The sequence below is a fragment of the Planomonospora sp. ID82291 genome (genome assembly GCF_015711645.1).
GTDB lineage: Bacteria > Actinomycetota > Actinomycetes > Streptosporangiales > Streptosporangiaceae > Planomonospora.
Genome location: NZ_JABTEX010000004.1, coordinates 468,963 through 485,030, shown reverse-complemented (window position 1 = coordinate 485,030; position 16,068 = coordinate 468,963). Strand labels below are relative to the sequence as shown.

Annotated in this window: 13 protein-coding genes; 7 read left to right on the top strand and 6 right to left on the bottom strand. The window is 73.6% G+C overall.

The genetic code is table 11. The features are described from left to right. Positions 1-75: 75 nt before the first annotated feature. The 5 genes from HS045_RS26620 to HS045_RS26600 all read left to right on the top strand — a co-directional run bounded on the left by HS045_RS26620 (position 76) and on the right by HS045_RS26600 (position 5,610). Positions 76-621: an HAD-IIIA family hydrolase gene (locus HS045_RS26620; RefSeq protein ID WP_196454210.1), complete on the top strand. Its 546-nt coding sequence runs from the start codon at positions 76-78 to the stop codon at positions 619-621. After that, a complete protein-coding gene (locus tag HS045_RS26615; protein ID WP_196454209.1) occupies positions 618-1,577 on the top strand; it encodes a glycosyltransferase in 960 nt (319 codons plus the stop codon). Before HS045_RS26620 ends, HS045_RS26615 begins: the two co-directional genes overlap by 4 nt. A 51-nt stretch (positions 1,578-1,628) precedes the next feature. After that, positions 1,629-2,024, top strand: a complete 396-nt coding sequence (locus HS045_RS26610) for a hypothetical protein (protein ID WP_196454208.1) — start codon at positions 1,629-1,631, stop codon at positions 2,022-2,024. Between the two features lie 94 nt (positions 2,025-2,118). Next, a complete protein-coding gene (locus HS045_RS26605; protein WP_196454207.1) occupies positions 2,119-2,793 on the top strand; it encodes a DUF6766 family protein in 675 nt (224 codons plus the stop codon). Between the two features lie 96 nt (positions 2,794-2,889). Continuing rightward, positions 2,890-5,610 (top strand): ATP-binding protein, encoded by a 2,721-nt coding sequence (locus tag HS045_RS26600; RefSeq protein ID WP_196454206.1) that lies wholly within the window; start codon positions 2,890-2,892, stop codon positions 5,608-5,610. Between the two features lie 48 nt (positions 5,611-5,658). Here the strand turns inward: HS045_RS26600 and HS045_RS26595 are convergent, their stop codons facing one another. The 4 genes from HS045_RS26595 to HS045_RS26580 form a co-directional block, all read right to left on the bottom strand. Further along, positions 5,659-7,110 (bottom strand): DUF2254 family protein, encoded by a 1,452-nt coding sequence (locus tag HS045_RS26595; RefSeq protein ID WP_196454205.1) that lies wholly within the window; start codon positions 7,108-7,110, stop codon positions 5,659-5,661. Between the two features lie 93 nt (positions 7,111-7,203). Continuing rightward, positions 7,204-7,746, bottom strand: coding sequence for a cysteine hydrolase family protein (locus HS045_RS26590; protein WP_196454204.1), 543 nt, complete (start codon positions 7,744-7,746; stop codon positions 7,204-7,206). A 247-nt stretch (positions 7,747-7,993) separates the two neighbouring features. Then, positions 7,994-9,655, bottom strand: a complete 1,662-nt coding sequence (locus HS045_RS26585; protein WP_196454203.1) for a catalase — start codon at positions 9,653-9,655, stop codon at positions 7,994-7,996. 185 nt (positions 9,656-9,840) lie between these two features. Further along, positions 9,841-10,233 carry a ChaB family protein gene (locus tag HS045_RS26580; protein WP_196454202.1) on the bottom strand — a complete coding sequence of 131 codons (393 nt, stop codon included), beginning with the start codon at positions 10,231-10,233 and terminating at the stop codon, positions 9,841-9,843. A 216-nt stretch (positions 10,234-10,449) separates the two neighbouring features. Between HS045_RS26580 and HS045_RS26575 the strand changes: the two genes are divergently transcribed. Then, complete coding sequence (locus tag HS045_RS26575) at positions 10,450-10,722, top strand: hypothetical protein (RefSeq protein ID WP_196454201.1); 273 nt, start codon at positions 10,450-10,452, stop codon at positions 10,720-10,722. A 49-nt stretch (positions 10,723-10,771) separates the two neighbouring features. On the opposite strand, the gene HS045_RS26570 is transcribed toward HS045_RS26575, so the two are convergent. Both HS045_RS26570 and HS045_RS26565 read right to left on the bottom strand, forming a co-directional pair. After that, positions 10,772-13,120 carry an ATP-binding protein gene (locus HS045_RS26570; RefSeq protein ID WP_196454200.1) on the bottom strand — a complete coding sequence of 783 codons (2,349 nt, stop codon included), beginning with the start codon at positions 13,118-13,120 and terminating at the stop codon, positions 10,772-10,774. Between the two features lie 90 nt (positions 13,121-13,210). Then, complete coding sequence (locus HS045_RS26565) at positions 13,211-14,380, bottom strand: ROK family transcriptional regulator (protein WP_196454199.1); 1,170 nt, start codon at positions 14,378-14,380, stop codon at positions 13,211-13,213. Between the two features lie 142 nt (positions 14,381-14,522). On the opposite strand from HS045_RS26565, the gene zwf reads away from it, so the two are divergent. Beyond that, positions 14,523-16,019 carry a glucose-6-phosphate dehydrogenase gene (gene zwf, locus HS045_RS26560; protein ID WP_196454198.1) on the top strand — a complete coding sequence of 499 codons (1,497 nt, stop codon included), beginning with the start codon at positions 14,523-14,525 and terminating at the stop codon, positions 16,017-16,019. Positions 16,020-16,068: the final 49 nt, after the last annotated feature.

Here is a 16,068-nt window from a genome sequence, read left to right as displayed (position 1 = left end):
GTTTTTTTCTCGATTAACCCCCATGCAAACGGGAAGCAGGGGAAGGCAAGGGAAGAAACGTTCGGGAGGAATGAAATGCCGCACGGAAAACGACCAGCCGCCATTCTTTTCGACCGTGACGGCACCCTCGTGAAGGACGTCCCGTACAACCGCCGGCCCGAGCTGGTCGCGCCGGTCCCCGGTGCCCGGGAGGCGCTCGACCGGCTCCGGCGCGCCGGCGTCCGGGTCGGCGTGGTCACCAACCAGTCGGGGGTGGCCCGGGGGCTGATCGGCGCGCGGGAGCTGGCGGCGGTCAACGCCCGCGTCGAGGAGCTGCTCGGCCCGTTCGACGCGTGGGCGGTGTGCCCGCACGACGACGCCGACGGCTGCGGCTGCCGCAAGCCCGCCCCCGGACTGGTCCTGCGCGCGGCGCGGGACCTCGGCGCGGACCCCCGGGACTGCGTGGTGATCGGGGACATCGGCCGGGACGTCGAGGCGGCCCGCGCCGCCGGGGCCCGCGGCATCCTGGTCCCGACGGAGGTGACGCTGCCCGAGGAGGTCGCCGCCGCGCCGGAGGTCGCCCCGGACCTCGCCGCCGCGGTCGCCCTGGCGCTCGGCCCCGCCCGGGGGGAGGCCTCGTGAGGATCCTGCTCTGGCACGTGCACGGCTCGTGGACCACGTCGTTCGTCCACGGGTCCCACGACTACCTGGTCCCCCTCGTCCCCGGCCGGGGCCCTGACGGGCGCGGCCGGGCGCGGACCTTCCCGTGGCCCGAGGCGGTGCGGGAGGTGCCGGCGGACCGGCTGCGCGGGGAGGAGGTGGACCTGGTCGTCCTGCAGCGCCCGCACGAGATCGAGCTGGCCGGGCGGTGGCTGGGCCGGCGCCCGGGGCGGGACGTGCCCGCCGTCTACGTCGAGCACGACACGCCCCGGGGCGAGGTCCCGGCCACCCGGCACCCGCTGGCCGACCGCGCCGACGTCCCGCTGGTCCACGTGACCCACTTCAACGCGCTGTTCTGGGACAACGGCCGGGCCCCCGTCCGGGTGATCGAGCACGGCGTCCTCGACCCCGGCCCCCTCTACACCGGGGAGCTGCCCCGGGCCGCCGTCGTCGTCAACGAGCCGGTCCGGCGCACCCGCGTGGCGGGCACCGACCTGCTGCCGCACTTCGCCGAGGAGGCGCCGCTGGACGTGTTCGGCATGCAGGTCACCGGGCTGGCCGGGCACCTGGGGATCCCCCTGGGCGTCTTCGAGGACCTGCCGCAGGCGGCGATGCACGCCGAGCTCGCCCGGCGCCGGGTCTACCTGCACCCCTACCGCTGGACCTCGCTGGGGCTCTCGCTGATCGAGGCCATGATGATCGGCATGCCGGTCGTGGCGCTGGCCGCCACCGAGGCCGTGGAGGCGGTGCCGCCGGAGGCGGGCGTGCTCTCGACCCGGGTGCCCGTGCTCGCCGCGGCGCTGGAGGCCTTCACCGGGGAGCCGGAGCTGGCCCGGCAGGTCGGCAAGCACGCCCGGGCCGCCGCCCTGGCCCGTTACGGCCTGCCCCGGTTCCTGGCCGACTGGGACCGCCTGATCGACGAGGTGGCCGGGGGCTGATCCGGTGATCTCTTCCGGTGACTTCCGCGATCACCGGGGTAGGGGGCGGCGGTGCGAACGAGAGTGATGCTGGCGGCCGCGGCGGCGCTGGCGGCGGGAGCGGCGTCGGCGGGCTGCGCGTCCGCCGACCGCGTGCCGGCCCGGCACGCGGCGGAGGCGTTCTACGCCGCGGTGTCGGCCGGGCAGGGCGGGCGGGCGTGCGCGCTGCTGACCCCGGAGGCCGCCGAGGGCCTGCGCACCGGCGGGCAGCGCTGCGAGCAGGCCGTACTCGACCTCGATCTGCCCGGCGGCGCACCGGGCGCGGCCGAGGTCTGGGGGGACGAGGCCCGGGTACGGCTCACGCGCGACACCGTCTTCCTGCACCGCTTCGCGCGGGGCTGGCTGGTGCGCGCGGCGGGCTGCCGGCCGCGCGGCGCGCTGCCGTACTCATGTGAGGTGGAGGGGTGACCATGCGGGTGATGTTCGCCGTGACCGTCGTCGTCATCGCGGCGGGCCTGGCGTACGTCTTCGCCATCGGCCTGCTGCAGCGGTAGGGGGAGCCGTGAGACGTTTCGCCAGGGACAACGCGCTCAGCCTGTTCTTCCTGGTCCTGTTCGCGCTGGCGCTGGCCGGGCAGTCCGTGGCCGGGACCGCTGCCGCCAACGACCGGCGGCTCGCCGAGGGCGGGGCGCCGGTCTCCTGGGCCGGGTACGTCACCTCCTCGGACTTCGCCGTCGACGTGGCGGAGAACTGGCAGTCCGAGTACCTGCAGTTCCTGCTGTTCGTGCTGGCCACCGTCTGGTGGGTGCAGCGCGGCTCGCCGGAGTCGAAGAAGCCCGGCGACCAGGGCCCGGAGAGCGACGCCGACCAGCAGACGGGGCGGTACGCCCGGCCGGGCGGCCCGGCCTGGGCCCGGGCGACGGGCCTGCGCCAGACGCTGTACGGCAACTCCCTCGGCCTGGTGATGGGGCTGGTCTTCCTGCTGTCGTGGCTGGGCCAGTCGGTGGCGGGGCTGGCGAGCCGGAACGCCGAGCGGCTCTCCCGGCTGCAGGATCCGCTGAACTGGTGGGGGTACGTCACCTCGGCCGACTTCTGGAACCGGACCCTGCAGAACTGGCAGTCGGAGTTCCTGGCGGTGCTCTCGATGGTCGTGCTCTCGGTGTACCTGCGCCAGCGGGGATCGCCGGAGTCCAAGCCGGTCGGGGCGCCGCACGGGGCGACCGACGTCGAGGGCTGAGCCCCGGGGCCGCGCGCAGATTTTTGGTATATAACGGATATATAGGACTCACTCCCCCTGAGCCGGATAGGAAGCGATGCTCGGGGAGGGGGGAGCATGAAGACCGAGGATCGCGCCGACACGGCCGAGGACCGCGTCGGCGAGGCGCGGCGGATCGAGGCCCTGCACGCCACCGGCCTGCTGGACGTCCCCCGGATGCCGCTGCTGGACCGGGTGACCCGGATGGCGACCCGGCTGCTGGACGTGCCCGTCGCCCGGATCTCACTGATCGCCGGCGACCGGCAGGTGACCCTCAGCGCCGAGGGGTCCAGCCCGTCCCCGCCGGAGCGGCAGAGCCCCCTGTCGCAGTCCGTGTGCCGCCACCTGGTCCTCGACGACGCCCCGCTGGCGGTGACCGACACCCGCGGCGACGAGCGGTGGCGCGACATCGTCGCCGTCTTCCGCGGGGAACCGGCCGCCTACGCCGGGGTCCCGGTGCACGAGCCCGGCGGCCAGGCGCTGGGCGCGCTCTGCGTGATCGACCACCGCCCCCGTCCGTGGAGCCCGGAGGAGCTGCGGACCCTGGAGGAACTGGCCGTGACGGCGGAGGCGGTGATCGCGGCGTGGCTGACCGACCGGGAGCTCCGGCGGCAGCTGGAGGACGAGCGGACGTTCCTGTCCGCACTGCTGGACAGCCTGAACGCGCCGGTCGTGTACTGCGACGGCGACGGCGTGCTGGTCCGCTTCAACCGGCCGATGCGGGAGATCCTCCAGGCCTCGGAGCAGCCGATCGCGATCGAGGAGTGGGCGCCGGCCTTCGGGCTGTTCGCCGCCGACGGCAGGACCCTGCTCCCCGGCGACCGGGTGCCGCTGGCCCGCGCGCTGGCCGGCGAGCGGTTCGGCGACCAGCAGGTGGTGGTCCGCACGCCCGGCGATCCCTCGCACCGGTTCCTGGTGAACGGGCGGCCGGTCGAGACCGCCGACGGACGCCGCCTCGGAGCGATGATCACCGGTCAGGACATCACCGGCCAGCACCGCGTCCGGATGTTCCGCGACGCCCAGCACGCCGTGCTCAAGGCGCTCGCCGAGGCCGACTCCGTCGAGCGGGCCTCCTGCGGCGTGATCGGCGCGATCGCCGGCGCGTTCGGCTGGAGCTGCGGCGAGTACTGGCAGGTCGACCCCGGGGGGAAGCGCATCTCCCGCACCGGCTCCTGGGTCGAGCCGGGCCGCGACCTGTCGGGGTTCACCGGTCCGGAGCTGATGACCGTCCGCCCCGGCCAGGGGCTGCCCGGCCGGGTGTGGGCCTCCGGCCGCGGGGTGTGGGTCCGCGACCTGCACACCGAACCCGGCGGCTTCCTGCGCACCCCGCACGCCCTGCACGCGGGGCTGCACACCGCCGTCGGGCTGCCGGTGCGCAGCGGCGAGCGGGTGCTGGCCGTCCTGACCTTCTTCGCCGACGCCGTCGAGGAACGCGACGACGACCTGCTCTACCTGCTCGACGGCGTCGGCGCGCACATCGGCCGGTTCATGGAGCGCCGCCGCGCCGAGGACCTCGCCCTGGCCCTGACCACCAGCCGGCGCCGCTTCGACCAGGTCGTCGCCCAGCTCGACGACCTGGTGTGGACCGTCGAGATCGACGACGGGGGCCGCGCCCGCCGGACCTACCAGAGCCAGAGCACCGCCGGGATCCTGGGCGGCCACGTCCCTCTCGGCATCGACGTCGCCGCCTTCACCGAGAGCCGCGTCCACCCCGACGACCTGCCGGCCTTCCACGAACTCCACCGCGCGGTCGCCTCCGGCAGACCGGGCCGGGCCGAGTACCGCGTCATCGGCCTGGACGGCGTCACCCGCTGGATCTGGACCCGCGCCACGCCCCGTCGCGAGGGCGGACGGCTGATGGCCGACGGCATCTGCACCGACGTCACCGAGCGCCACCGGCTGGAGGAGGAACTCGGGCGCCTGCTCGCCCGGGAGCAGGAGCAGGTCCACCGGCTGCGGGACCTGGACCGGATGAAGGACGAGCTGGTCGCCCTGGTCAGCCACGAGATCCGCTCCCCCGTCGCCGTCATCCGCAGCTACGCCGAGATGCTCGCCGACGTGCCCGGTCTGGAGGACGAGCCGCGGATGTTCGCCGACGTCATCGACCGCAGGAGCACCCACCTGCAGCAGCTCGTCGACGACCTGCTGGACCTGGCCCGGCTGGACGCCGGGCAGGTGGCCGTCGATCCGCGGCCGGTCTCCCTGACCCGGCTGGTCCGCCAGGCCGTCGACGACCACCGGGCCGCCGCCGCGGCCAAGGACCTGACCATCACCACCGACCTGGCCGTGCACCTGCCGGTGCACGCCGACCCGGTACGGCTCCGCCAGGTGCTCGACAACCTGCTGTCCAACGCCGTCAAGTACACCCCGGCCGGCGGCGCCGTCACCGTCACCGCCGGCTGCGACGGCGGGAGCGGAGAGGACGGGCACGGGGGCGGCGACGAGGACGCGGACGGGGACGGGGACGGGGACGGCGGTCACCGCGCCGAGGAGTGCGTGAGCGGAGCGGTCGCGGTGACGGTGGCCGACACCGGCATCGGCGTCCCCGCCGAGGAGTACCCGCGCCTGTTCGACCGGTTCTTCCGCGCCTCCACCGCGCAGGAGGCCGGGATCAAGGGCACCGGGCTGGGCCTGGCCGTCACCAGGGCGATCGTCGAGGCGCACGGCGGGAGCGTGGCCGCCGCGCCCCGGGAGGGCGGCGGCACCGTCTTCACCGTCCGGCTGCCCGCCGCGGACCCGGACCGCCGCACACCCGGACCGGCGGTGACCCGGACCGGCGGTGACCCGGACCGGCGGTGACCCGGACCGCCGCACACCCGGACCGGCGGTGACCCGGACCCGTTCCGGTCAGCGGAAGCGGAACGGCCGGGGTCCGGTGAGGTCGTTGTCGTCGAGGTGGTCGATGAGATCGTCCTCCAGGCCGTTCTCCCGGACCAGCCGCGGCCCCATGTCCCGGACCTGGTCGGCCATGTCCTCCCGGCCGATCGTGTCGAACGCGGCGCGCAGCCGGGCCAGGCCGCGGCCCATCTCCACGCTGGCCACGTGGGAGAGGATCGCCGGGAGCGCCCGCTGCAGGCTCGTGACGGCCAGGTCGCGGTCGCGCTCCGGCAGCCGGGGCAGGATCTCCGCCAGCGTCGAGAGCGCCACCGCGCAGGTCTGGTGCTGCCGGGACGAGGTGCTGACCACCACCAGGTCCACCAGCGCCGCCACGATCCGCCGCTGCAGGGCGTCGTCGTAGACCACCGGCAGCGGTCCCCCGTACGCCTCGGCGGCGGGGATCCCGGCCGCGGCGCACCGGGCCGACAGGTCGCGCAGGGCGCCGACGGAGGCCAGCGCCACGTCGGGGTTCTGCCGGGTGGAGGTGGCCGCCCAGGCGATGTTGCCGAGCTGCTCGATGGCGTGGTCGGGGTCGACGTCGGCGTTGCGGACCCGGTCGATCGTCACGCAGTCCAGGACGTCGTCGGCGATCCGGCGGCGGGACTCCTCGTCTCCCCCGCGGATGCGGGCGACGGTGTCCCCGTAGGCGAGCAGGTCGCCGATCCGCACCTGGAAGGCGACCTCCACGGCGTCCTCGGCCGGGTCCCCGGCCGGCGCGAGCAGTTTCTCCAGGCGGGCGGTGCTGATGTCCACCACGTACCCGGTCGCCCGGGTGGTCACCGGAAGGGACTCGCCCTCGACGGCCGGCGCCGTACGGGAGCGGGCGAGCAGCGGGAGCTGGCGCAGGCGCGCCGTGAAGGCCAGGTCCTGGATCGAACGGACCACGGAGGTCGGGCGCATCTGGTCGATCATGACGTAGGCCATGAAGACCAGCAGGACGAGCGCCCCGGCCGCCAGCACGACGGCCAGCAGCGCGCCCACCCCGGCCCAGCGGGGGCGGGAGACGGCCATGACCAGGTAGGTGTAGGTGGCGCAGCCGGCGACGTAGCCGAAGTACGCCTGGTTGGCGCGGCGCCGCAGGAACTGGTCGAACACCACCGGCGCGACGGTCGTGGCGGTGTGCGAGATCGCCACCAGCAGGGCCGAGATGGTGAGCGTGGTCACCGTGACCAGCCCGGTCGCGATCACCCGGAGCATGCCGACCAGGTTCTCGTGCGGGAACAGCCGCAGGAAGAGGTTCCGCACCTCCGGGGACCAGCCCGGCGAGGACATGTCCACCAGCACGGAGCCCAGCGCCAGGGCGACCGCCCCGAGCACCATCAGCAGGGGGGTGAGCAGGAACTCGGTGACGGACAGCCGCAGCCGGACCCGGAGGTCCCGCTGCGCGGGCACATAGCGCTGCAATCTTGATATCTCGGACACCGCGCCCGGCCTACCCGCGATTCCCCGCTGGGAAACGGCGTGCGCGGTCCCCGTCGGTCAGGCGGTCGGACGAGCGGACAGGCGGGCGGGCGGTCAGCCGGACAGGCAGCGGTCGGACCCGACGATCTGCGCCCCCATGTTGCGCTCCATCATCCGCAGCGCCGCCTCCCCCAGATCGGGGTGGATGTGCGCCACGCAGTCGCGCGGCACCCTGATGGAGAAGTGCCGCACGTAGGCGTCGAGCGCGCTGTACAGGACGCACTGCTCGGTCACCTGCCCGGCCAGGATCACCGTCTCGACGCCCCGCTGGTTCAGCAGGTACTCCAGCGAGGTGCCGTAGAAACCGCTGTGGCGCACCTTCGCCAGGAAGGGGGCGTCGTCCGGCGGCAGCACCGGTTCGACCAGCTCGGGGCGCCTGCCCTTCAGGGCGAGGGCCGCGATGTCGTCCCGCGTCGCGGTGAAGTCGCCGTGGTTGTCGTTGACGAAGACCAGCGCGACGTCCTCGCTCCCGTGCGCCCTGCCGATGAGGCCGGCCAGCGGCTCCACGATCCGCCCGACGCTCTCCGCCAGGAGGTCGGCGTCCCGGTGGTCGTACGGGTTCAGCATGTCCATGACGATCAGCGCGGCAGTGCTCATGGGTCCCTTCTATCCCCGTGCCCACCATTCATGCCGGCACGATTTCAGCCGGTCCGCGGCGGGAGACCGCAGGATTCCGAAACCTCCGAAAGGAGCGGGGACGACGACCGCACGGGAGATCATGACTCCGAACGCGGAATGCGTGAACGCGGACGAGACGGTCATCGACGCCGCCGGGAAGATGGCGCGCCTGGGCGTGGGATCGCTGCCGATCTGCGGCACCGGCGCGCCGCGGACGGGTGCGGCCTCACCCGCGGGTGACGACCGCCCGCTGGTTCGGGACGCAGTGGGTCATCCGCAGGCCGGTCACGTCGCGCGGCCCGTTCTTGCCCAGTCTCGACAGGCGCTCGCGGTCCTCGTCGGTGAGGTCCTGGCCGGCCAGCGGCTCCAGGTGCGCGACGTCGTCGGGGGCGATGCCCAGCCCCTCGCCCACCCGCAGGCCCAGGTCGTCCTCGACCAGCAGGAAGTGCCAGACCATGCGCTCCTGGATCGGTCGGTCGCACTGCGCGAGCAGCGTGACGAAGTTGTGCACGAGGTCGTCGCGCTCCCACTGCTCCATCAGCAGGTAGCGCTGGCCGGCCTGCGTGTAGTCGTTGGTCCGCGGGATGCGCTTGCGGGTCAGGCGCCCGGTGATCGTGGGCCCCTGCTCGTCGTGCGTGGGGTACCGCCCCTCCCGCAGGCCCCCGGTGATGGACGGCTCGTAGTTGACGTGCGGGTTCTCCCCGGCGCCGTCCACGTGGTAGGTCATCTGGCCGTCGCGCTGGTTGGTGCGCACGTCGGCGTTCCTGGCCTGGTTGACCGGGAGCTGCAGGTAGTTCGGGCCCACCCGGTAGCGCTGGGTGTCGCTGTAGGAGAACGTCCGGCCGATCAGCATCTTGTCGTCGGAGAAGTCCAGCCCGTCGACGAGGACGCCGGTGCCGAAGGAGATCTGCTCGTTCTCGGCGAAGTTGTTCCGCACGTTGCGGTCGAGGACCATCCGGCCGACGGGCCGCGCCGGGAACCGGTCCTCCGGCCAGACCTTGGTGTCGTCCAGCGGGTCGAAGTCCAGCTCGGGGTGCTCCTCGTCGGTCATGATCTGCACCAGGAGCTCCCACTCCGGGAAGTCGCCCCGGTCGATGGCCTCGTGCAGGTCCTTGGTGGCGTGCCCCAGCTCGGTCGCCTGCACGGCCGAGGCGTCCTCGACGGTCATGCTCCGCACGCCCTGCTTGGGCATCCAGTGATATTTGACCAGATGCGTCTCTCCGTGCTGATTGACCCATTTGTAGGTGTTGACGCCGAAGCCCTGCATGTGCCGGTAGTCCGCCGGGATGCCGCGCGGGCTGAAGAGGTTGACCAGCATGTGCATGCACTCGGGCGTCTGCGACATGAAGTCGAAGATCCGGTTGGGCTCCTGGCGGAACGTCACCGGGTCCGGCTTGAGCGCGTGGATGACGTCGGGGAACTTGATGGCGTCCCGGATGAAGAAGACGGCCAGGTTGTTGCCGACGAGGTCCCAGTTGCCGTCCTCGGTGTAGAACTTCACCGCGAACCCGCGCGGGTCGCGCGCCGCCTCGGAGGAGTCCCGGCCGCCGATCACGGTGGAGAACCGCACGGCCACGTCGGTGCGTTTGCCCGCCTGCTGGAAGACCTTCGCCCGGGTGTAGCGGCTGATCGGCTCGTCCCCGAGGTAGCCGGTGGCCTCGAAGAAGCCGTAGGCGGTGACCCCGCGGGCGTGCACCACCCGCTCCGGGATGCGCTCCCGGTCGAAGTGGCTGATCTTCTCCAGGAACTGGTAGTTCTCCAGTGTGGCCGGGCCCCGGGCACCGACCGTGCGCTGGTTCTGGTTGTCGTAGACCGGATGGCCCTGCCGATTGGTCAGCACCGGACGCTCGTCACCCGGCTGCGGTCCCATGCTCGACACGTCCGTCATGATGACGCTTCCCTCCCTGCGGCGTTCGCTTCCGGCGTTTCCTATCCTCGGCCGGTCGGCTTATAGCGGCGACGGGAAGAATCTTCGGAAAAATACCGCGCTCCAGGGGCCGGGTGCCGGAACCCGGCGTCCGGGCACCGGGCCGGGCCCCGGCCAGGCGGCTGCCGGTCCCGGCCCGGCGCAGGTCAGCGGGCGTCCGCCGTGTGCTTCCTGTTCGCCTTCTTGATGGCCTCCACGAGCTGCGCCTTGGTCATCGCGGACCGTCCCCGGACGTCCAGGCGCCGGGCGATGCCGTACAGGTGCTCCTTGGACGCGGACGCGTCCACCCCCTCGGCGGTCTTCCCCGCCGCGGGCGTGCTCCGGCGCGCCTGGGCGTCCGACGGCCCCTTCTCCGGCTTCGGCTCCCAGTGGTCGCCGACCTTCTCGAAGGAGTGCTTCAGTGCGGAGAACGCCGTGCGGTGCGCCCGCTCGCCCTCTCCGTAGCTCTCCACCGCCGAGTCGTGCGCCTTGATCCAGGTCTCCTGCGCCTTCCGGGGGGAGCGCCGCAGGGTCGACGGCAGTTCCTCGCGTGCCGGCATCGCACGATCACCTCTTCTCCGCTCGTCCGTGTTCCCATGTGCCCGGGTTCCCGGGTTCCCGGGTTCCCGGGTTCACCGCCCCTTCCCACCCCGCCGGGGAACATTCACCGGGGCCTCTCCACCTCCGCACGGCCGTACGGTCCCGACCCCGGCGGGGTGCATGGGACAGGTCGCCGTGGGTACGGGAGCGGTCTGATATACGGAGGAGGGTGTGAGATGACTTCCGAACCGCAGCGTCCGGAGCAGACGTCCAGGACCGGCAAGACGATGGTCCCGGCGACGCCCCGTGACGTGGTCCATATCCGGCTGGGATCGTTCGCCATGATCGCCGCTATCGCCATCGGCGTGCTCAGCTTCGCCGCGGGCCTCGGCTGGATCACCGCGGTGATGGCCGTACTCGCCGTGGTGGCGGCCGTGGACATGGGTCTGGCCGTCCGCCGGCAGAACCAGAACCGCGCGCAGCGCGGGGGGATGACCGAGGCGGGCTGACTCCGTCCGGGACCGCCCGGGACGGCTCGGGCGGGCCGGGCGCACCCGCTCACTCCGCCCGGATTCCACCGTCCTCGTCGCCCTCTCCGCCCCGGGCGGATCCGGCGGATCCGGTGTCCCCGGCGGATCCGCCTTCTCCGCCGGATCCGCCCGGGGCGGCGGGCAGGGTGAAGCGGAACCGGGCGCCGCCTCCGGGATTGTCCTCGGCGGTGATGGTGCCGCCGTGCCGCTCGACGATCCGCTCGCAGATGGCCAGGCCCAGACCGGTTCCGGTGTAGCCGCCGCCGGCGGCGCGGTGGAATCCGGCGAAGATGGCCTGGTGCTGGCCGGGCGGGATGCCGATGCCCCGGTCGGCCACCTCGATCCGCACCCGCCCCGGCGGGGCCGGCAGGGCGCGGATCTCCACCTCGGCGCCGTGACCGGGCCGGACGTACTTGACGGCGTTGCCGACCAGGTTGTCGACCAGCTGCCGGACCAGCGGCGGGTCGGCGTGCACGGCGGACAGCGGGCCGACGTCGACCCGGGGCGGCGGGCGGCCGGAATCGGTCGCGGCCGCGGCCAGATGCTCCGCGGCGATCTCCCGTACCAGCGCGTCCAGGTCGACCTCCGCCGGGTGCAGCGCGGCGTCCCGGGCGGTGGCGTACGCCAGCAGGTCGTCGATCAGGCCGGCCATCCGCGTGATGCCCGCCAGCGCCTGGTCCAGCTGGCGCACGCACTCGCCGATCACGGCCTGCGCCGCCGGATCCCGTGCCGCCCCGGCACCGGCAGCCCCGGCACCGGCCGCCCCGGGAGACCCGCCGGGGTGGTCGCCGGCCAGCTCGTCCAGCTCGTCGCGGACCAGCTCGACGAACCCGCGCAGCGCGGTCAGCGGGCGGCGCAGGTCGTGGGCGACGACTCCCGCGAACGCGGCCAGCTCGGCCTCGTACTCGCGCATCGCGGTGATGTCACGGAAGACCGTCACCGCACCGGACTGCCCGCCCGACGGGTCCAGCGGCTGCGCCGAGACGGAGATGACCACTCCCTCGGGACGGGCCCGGTTGCGGATCATCATCGGCACCTGCTCCACCCGCCGGCCGGCCAGCGCCTGCACCATCGGCAGGTCCTCGGCGGGGAACGGCGCGCTGCCGTCCGGCAGGAAGATGCCGTAGTGGCCCTGCCAGGTCTCGGGCCCTCCCGGGGTGGGCATGACCCCGAGGATCTCCATGGCGGCGGGGTTGTGCAGCAGGAACCCGCCCTGCCCGTCGACCACGCCGACGCCGTCGCTGGCGCTGTCGAGCACCGCGGTCAGCAGGGCGGCCTGGCGGCGGGCGTCGGCCTCGGCGGCGCGCAGCTCGGCGGTGGCCGCCACGACCTGGGCCCGGGCCCGCGCCCTGCCCCCGACCAGCACGGACACCAGCGCCGCCAGCAGAAGGCTCAGCGCGGTCCCCGCGGCGGCGGCGAGGGCGGGCAGCGGGCTGCGGGCGCCGGGGAGCAGCGCGGAGGAGGAGTCGATCTCCAGTTGCCAGTCGCGCTCGGCGACCCGCACCGAGGTCGTGCGGTGCAGGTCGCGGGGCAGGTCCCGCCGGGAGCCCCCGGACAGCCCGGCCAGCGGCACCAGGGCGCCGTCCTCGTGCCGGGCGAGCAGCCGCACGTCGGTCATCCCCTGCGTGGCGCGCCGCAGGGTCGCCTCGATGAAGTCCCTGCCGCGCACCCCCATCAGCACCCAGCCGACGAACGGCCTGCGGCCGCCCTCGACCCGCCGGTAGACCGGCGCGGTCAGCACGAAGGAGAGCTGCCTGCGCTCCGGCGGCAGGTGGCGGTCGCGGATCAGCCGGTAGGTGTCGGAGACCGTGACCTGACCGCTGCGGCGGGCGACGGCCAGGGCCCGGGCGGACTCGGCGGCCTGGGTGGCGTCGATCCCGGTCGCCGTCCGGGCGGACCCGTCCAGCGATCTGCTGAGGACGGAGAAGACGTGCTCCCCGCCCCGGCCCCGGGGGTCCAGGACCAGGTCCGGCACGCCCCGGCGGCGCCAGAACTCCTGCACGCGCGGGATCTGCTCGTCGGTGGCCGGCACCAGGAGGGCGATCGAGGTCGCGCCGGCCAGCCGCATGCCCTGCAGCGCCCCCGTCGCCTGGTCGAACTCGGGCTTCGTCAGCCGCTCGTGGGATCCCAGCGCGGCGGCCAGGAGGCGGAGCGCGTCCGTGTACCGGCCGCTCTCGGTCGCCACCGCCTCGGTGATCAGCGTCGCGCGCCGGTCCACCCGCTGCTCGGCGGTGCGCTGCTGCGCCTCCCGCAGCACGGTCCCGACCCAGGCCGACAGGACGATGCCGGGCACGGCGACGAGCAGCGCGGCGAGGACCGCCAGCGCCGTCCCCGCCCGGGCGACCTGGCGGAACCGCTCCCCGAGTCCGCTCCGCACAGCATCCACTATCGGTGCACCCTGCCCCGGATCCGGGCACTCCACGCCACGGCGGGGGCACGGCCCGTGATCGCGGGTCGCGGCTCCCCGTCAGGCGGAGGAGTCGATCGCCTCGGGGGAGAGGACGTGGTCGAGGACCATGTGGGCGCAGCCGACGATGCCCGCCCCGGGGCCGAGGCGGCTGCGCTCGATGCGGAGGTTGCGGGTGGACAGCGCGGTCGAGCGGCGGTAGACCACCTCGCGCACCCCCGACACCAGCGGCTGGAACGCCTCGGCGACGTCGCCGCCGAGGACGACCACGGCCGGGTTGAGGATGTTGACCGCGCCGGCCACCACCTCTCCCAGCATCCGGGCGGCGTCCCGGATCACCGTCATCGTCTCGGCGTCCCCGCCGCGCACCAGGGCGACCACGTCGGCGAGCGTCGTGACCTCGTACCCCCGGGAGCGCAGGCCGCGCAGGATCGCGGTGGCGCTGGCGACCGAGTCGAGGCAGTCGGTGTTGCCGCACCGGCAGAGCACTCCCCCGCCGTCGCGGACCGGGATGTGGCCGATCTCCCCGGCCGCGCCCAGCGCACCGCGCAGGATCTCGCCGCCCGCGATGACTCCCGCGCCGATCCGGGTGGAGACCTTGATGAACAGCAGGTCGTCGGCCTGGCCGGTGTAGACCGCGCGGTGCTCGCCGATGGCGATGACGTTGACGTCGTTGTCGAGGAAGACGGGCACGGGGAAGCGCGCGGCGATGATCGGCGGGATGGCCACGCCGGTCCAGCTCGCCATGATGCGGGCGCTCTCGGTACGGCGGGCCGCGAACTCCACGGTCGCCGGGACGCCCAGGCCGACGGCCCTGACCAGGCTCACGGGCCGGTCGCCGAGCAGCTCCTCCCAGGTCCGCATGACCAGGGGCAGCACGACGTCGGGCCCCTCCTCGACGTCGACGGCGAGGTCGGCGCGGGCCAGCTCGCCCGCGGCGAGGTCGCAGACGGCGATCTGCGCGCGGCTGGCGCCCAGCGAGGCGACCAGGACGACGCCGCCGGCGGCGTTGAAGACCAGGCGGGTGGGCGGGCGCCCCCCGGTGGAGGGGCCCTCGTTGTCCTCGACGATCAGGCGGCGGTCCAGCAACTCGGTGACGCGCAGGGAGACCGCGGGCCGGGACAGGCCGGTGACACGCCCGATGTCCGCACGGGTGACGGCTTCACCGGTGCGGATGAGACGGAGCACCTCGCCGCTCGTGGCGAGCGCGGCTGCGGGACGTCGAGGCATCGGCCCAGTGAACCACACCCCTTAAGGAATGAAAAGTTCCGACTTTCTCATCTATGATGACAAAAGAACGCTTGTGCAAAGCACAAGATCCGACTAATGTCCGATCCATCCCCGAACCGGAAGATCCCCACGGAGCTCCCCCATGCGCGAGACCCCCAAGACCGCCGACCTGATCGTCTTCGGCGGCACAGGCGACCTCTCCATGCGCAAGCTGCTCCCCGCTCTCTACCACTGCGACCGCGACGGGCTGCTCGCCCCCGAGACCCGGATCATCGCGCTGTCCCGGGGCGGGCTCGACGACGCCGACTTCCGCGGCAAGGTCGACGCCGAGGTCCGCGCCTCCATGCCGCTGGACGTCCCCGCCGAGCGCGGCCTCTGGCAGCGCTTCCTCGACCGCCTGCACCACGTCACCGTCGACGTCTCCGGCGTCTCCGACGAGGACTCCCCCGGCTGGCGGCGGCTCGGCGGCCTGCTCGCCGGCCACGAGCGGCGGGACCGGGTGTTCTACCTGGCCAGCCCGCCCATGACGTTCGGCCCCTTCTGCCGCGAGGCGCACCGCGCCGGCCTGGTCACCCCCTCCTCGCGGGTGGTGCTGGAGAAGCCCCTCGGCCGCGACCTGGCCAGCGCCCGGCACATCAACGACGAGGTCGGCGCGATCTTCCGCGAGCGGCAGATCTTCCGCATCGACCACTACCTGGGCAAGGAGACGGTCCAGAACCTGCTCGTGCTCCGCTTCGCCAACGCGTTCCTGGAGCCGATCTGGAACTCCCTGTGGATCGACCACATCCAGATCACCGTCGCCGAGACCGTCGGCACGCCGGGCCGCCGCGGCTACTACGACCACGCCGGCGCCCTGCGCGACATGGTCCAGAACCACCTGCTGCAGCTCCTGTGCCTGGTCGCCATGGAGCCTCCGGCGCGCAACGACCGCGAGTCCATCCGGGACGAGAAGGTCAAGGTCCTGGAGGCGTTGCGGCCGATCACCGGCGGCGAGGTGAACCGCTTCACCGTCCGCGGCCAGTACACCGCCGGCGAGTCCGGCGGCGCGCCGGTCCCCGGCTACCTCGACGAGCCCGACGGCACCCCGCCCACCGAGGCCTCCCACCGGGTGGAGACCTTCGCCGCCATCCGCGCCGAGGTGAAGAACTGGCGCTGGGCCGGGGTGCCGTTCTACCTGCGCACCGGCAAGCGCATGCCGTACCGGTGCTCGGAGATCGTGGTCCAGTTCAAGGACGTGCCGCACTCCATCTTCCCCGGCAGCGCGCCCAACCGGCTGGTCCTCCGGCTCCAGCCGAGCGAGGGCATCCGGCTGCACGTCATGGCCAAGGAACCGGGCGCGGGCGAGGTGGCGCTCCAGCCGGTCCCGCTGAGCCTGAGCTTCGCCGACACCTTCTCCGGCCGGGCGCCCGACGCCTACGAGCGGCTGCTCATGGACGTCCTGGCCGGCAATCCCACCCTGTTCATGCGGCGCGACGAGGTGGAGGCCGCCTGGCGGTGGATCGACCCGATCCTGCAGGCGTGGGAGGCGCAGGACACGCTGCCCGAGCCGTACCCGGCGGGCACCCCCGGCCCGGCCGGGGCGCACGAGCTCCTCGGCCGCAGCGGCCGCGCCTGGCACGAGGAGGACGCAGATGAGTGAGCGCCCCGACCGGCCCGGCCCGCCCCGGCCGGGTGAACCGACCGAACCG

What these genes read in the sequence shown, in the direction of transcription:
- HS045_RS26620 (WP_196454210.1), top strand. Translation starts at nt 76, where the DNA reads ATGCCGCACGGAAAACGACCAGCCGCCATTCTTTTCGACCGTGACGGC.
- HS045_RS26600 (WP_196454206.1), top strand. Translation starts at nt 2,890, where the DNA reads ATGAAGACCGAGGATCGCGCCGACACGGCCGAGGACCGCGTCGGCGAG.
- HS045_RS26590 (WP_196454204.1), bottom strand. Translation starts at nt 7,746, where the DNA reads ATGAGCACTGCCGCGCTGATCGTCATGGACATGCTGAACCCGTACGAC.
- HS045_RS26585 (WP_196454203.1), bottom strand. Translation starts at nt 9,655, where the DNA reads ATGACGGACGTGTCGAGCATGGGACCGCAGCCGGGTGACGAGCGTCCG.
- HS045_RS26580 (WP_196454202.1), bottom strand. Translation starts at nt 10,233, where the DNA reads ATGCCGGCACGCGAGGAACTGCCGTCGACCCTGCGGCGCTCCCCCCGG.
- HS045_RS26575 (WP_196454201.1), top strand. Translation starts at nt 10,450, where the DNA reads ATGACTTCCGAACCGCAGCGTCCGGAGCAGACGTCCAGGACCGGCAAG.
- HS045_RS26565 (WP_196454199.1), bottom strand. Translation starts at nt 14,380, where the DNA reads ATGCCTCGACGTCCCGCAGCCGCGCTCGCCACGAGCGGCGAGGTGCTC.
- zwf (WP_196454198.1), top strand. Translation starts at nt 14,523, where the DNA reads ATGCGCGAGACCCCCAAGACCGCCGACCTGATCGTCTTCGGCGGCACA.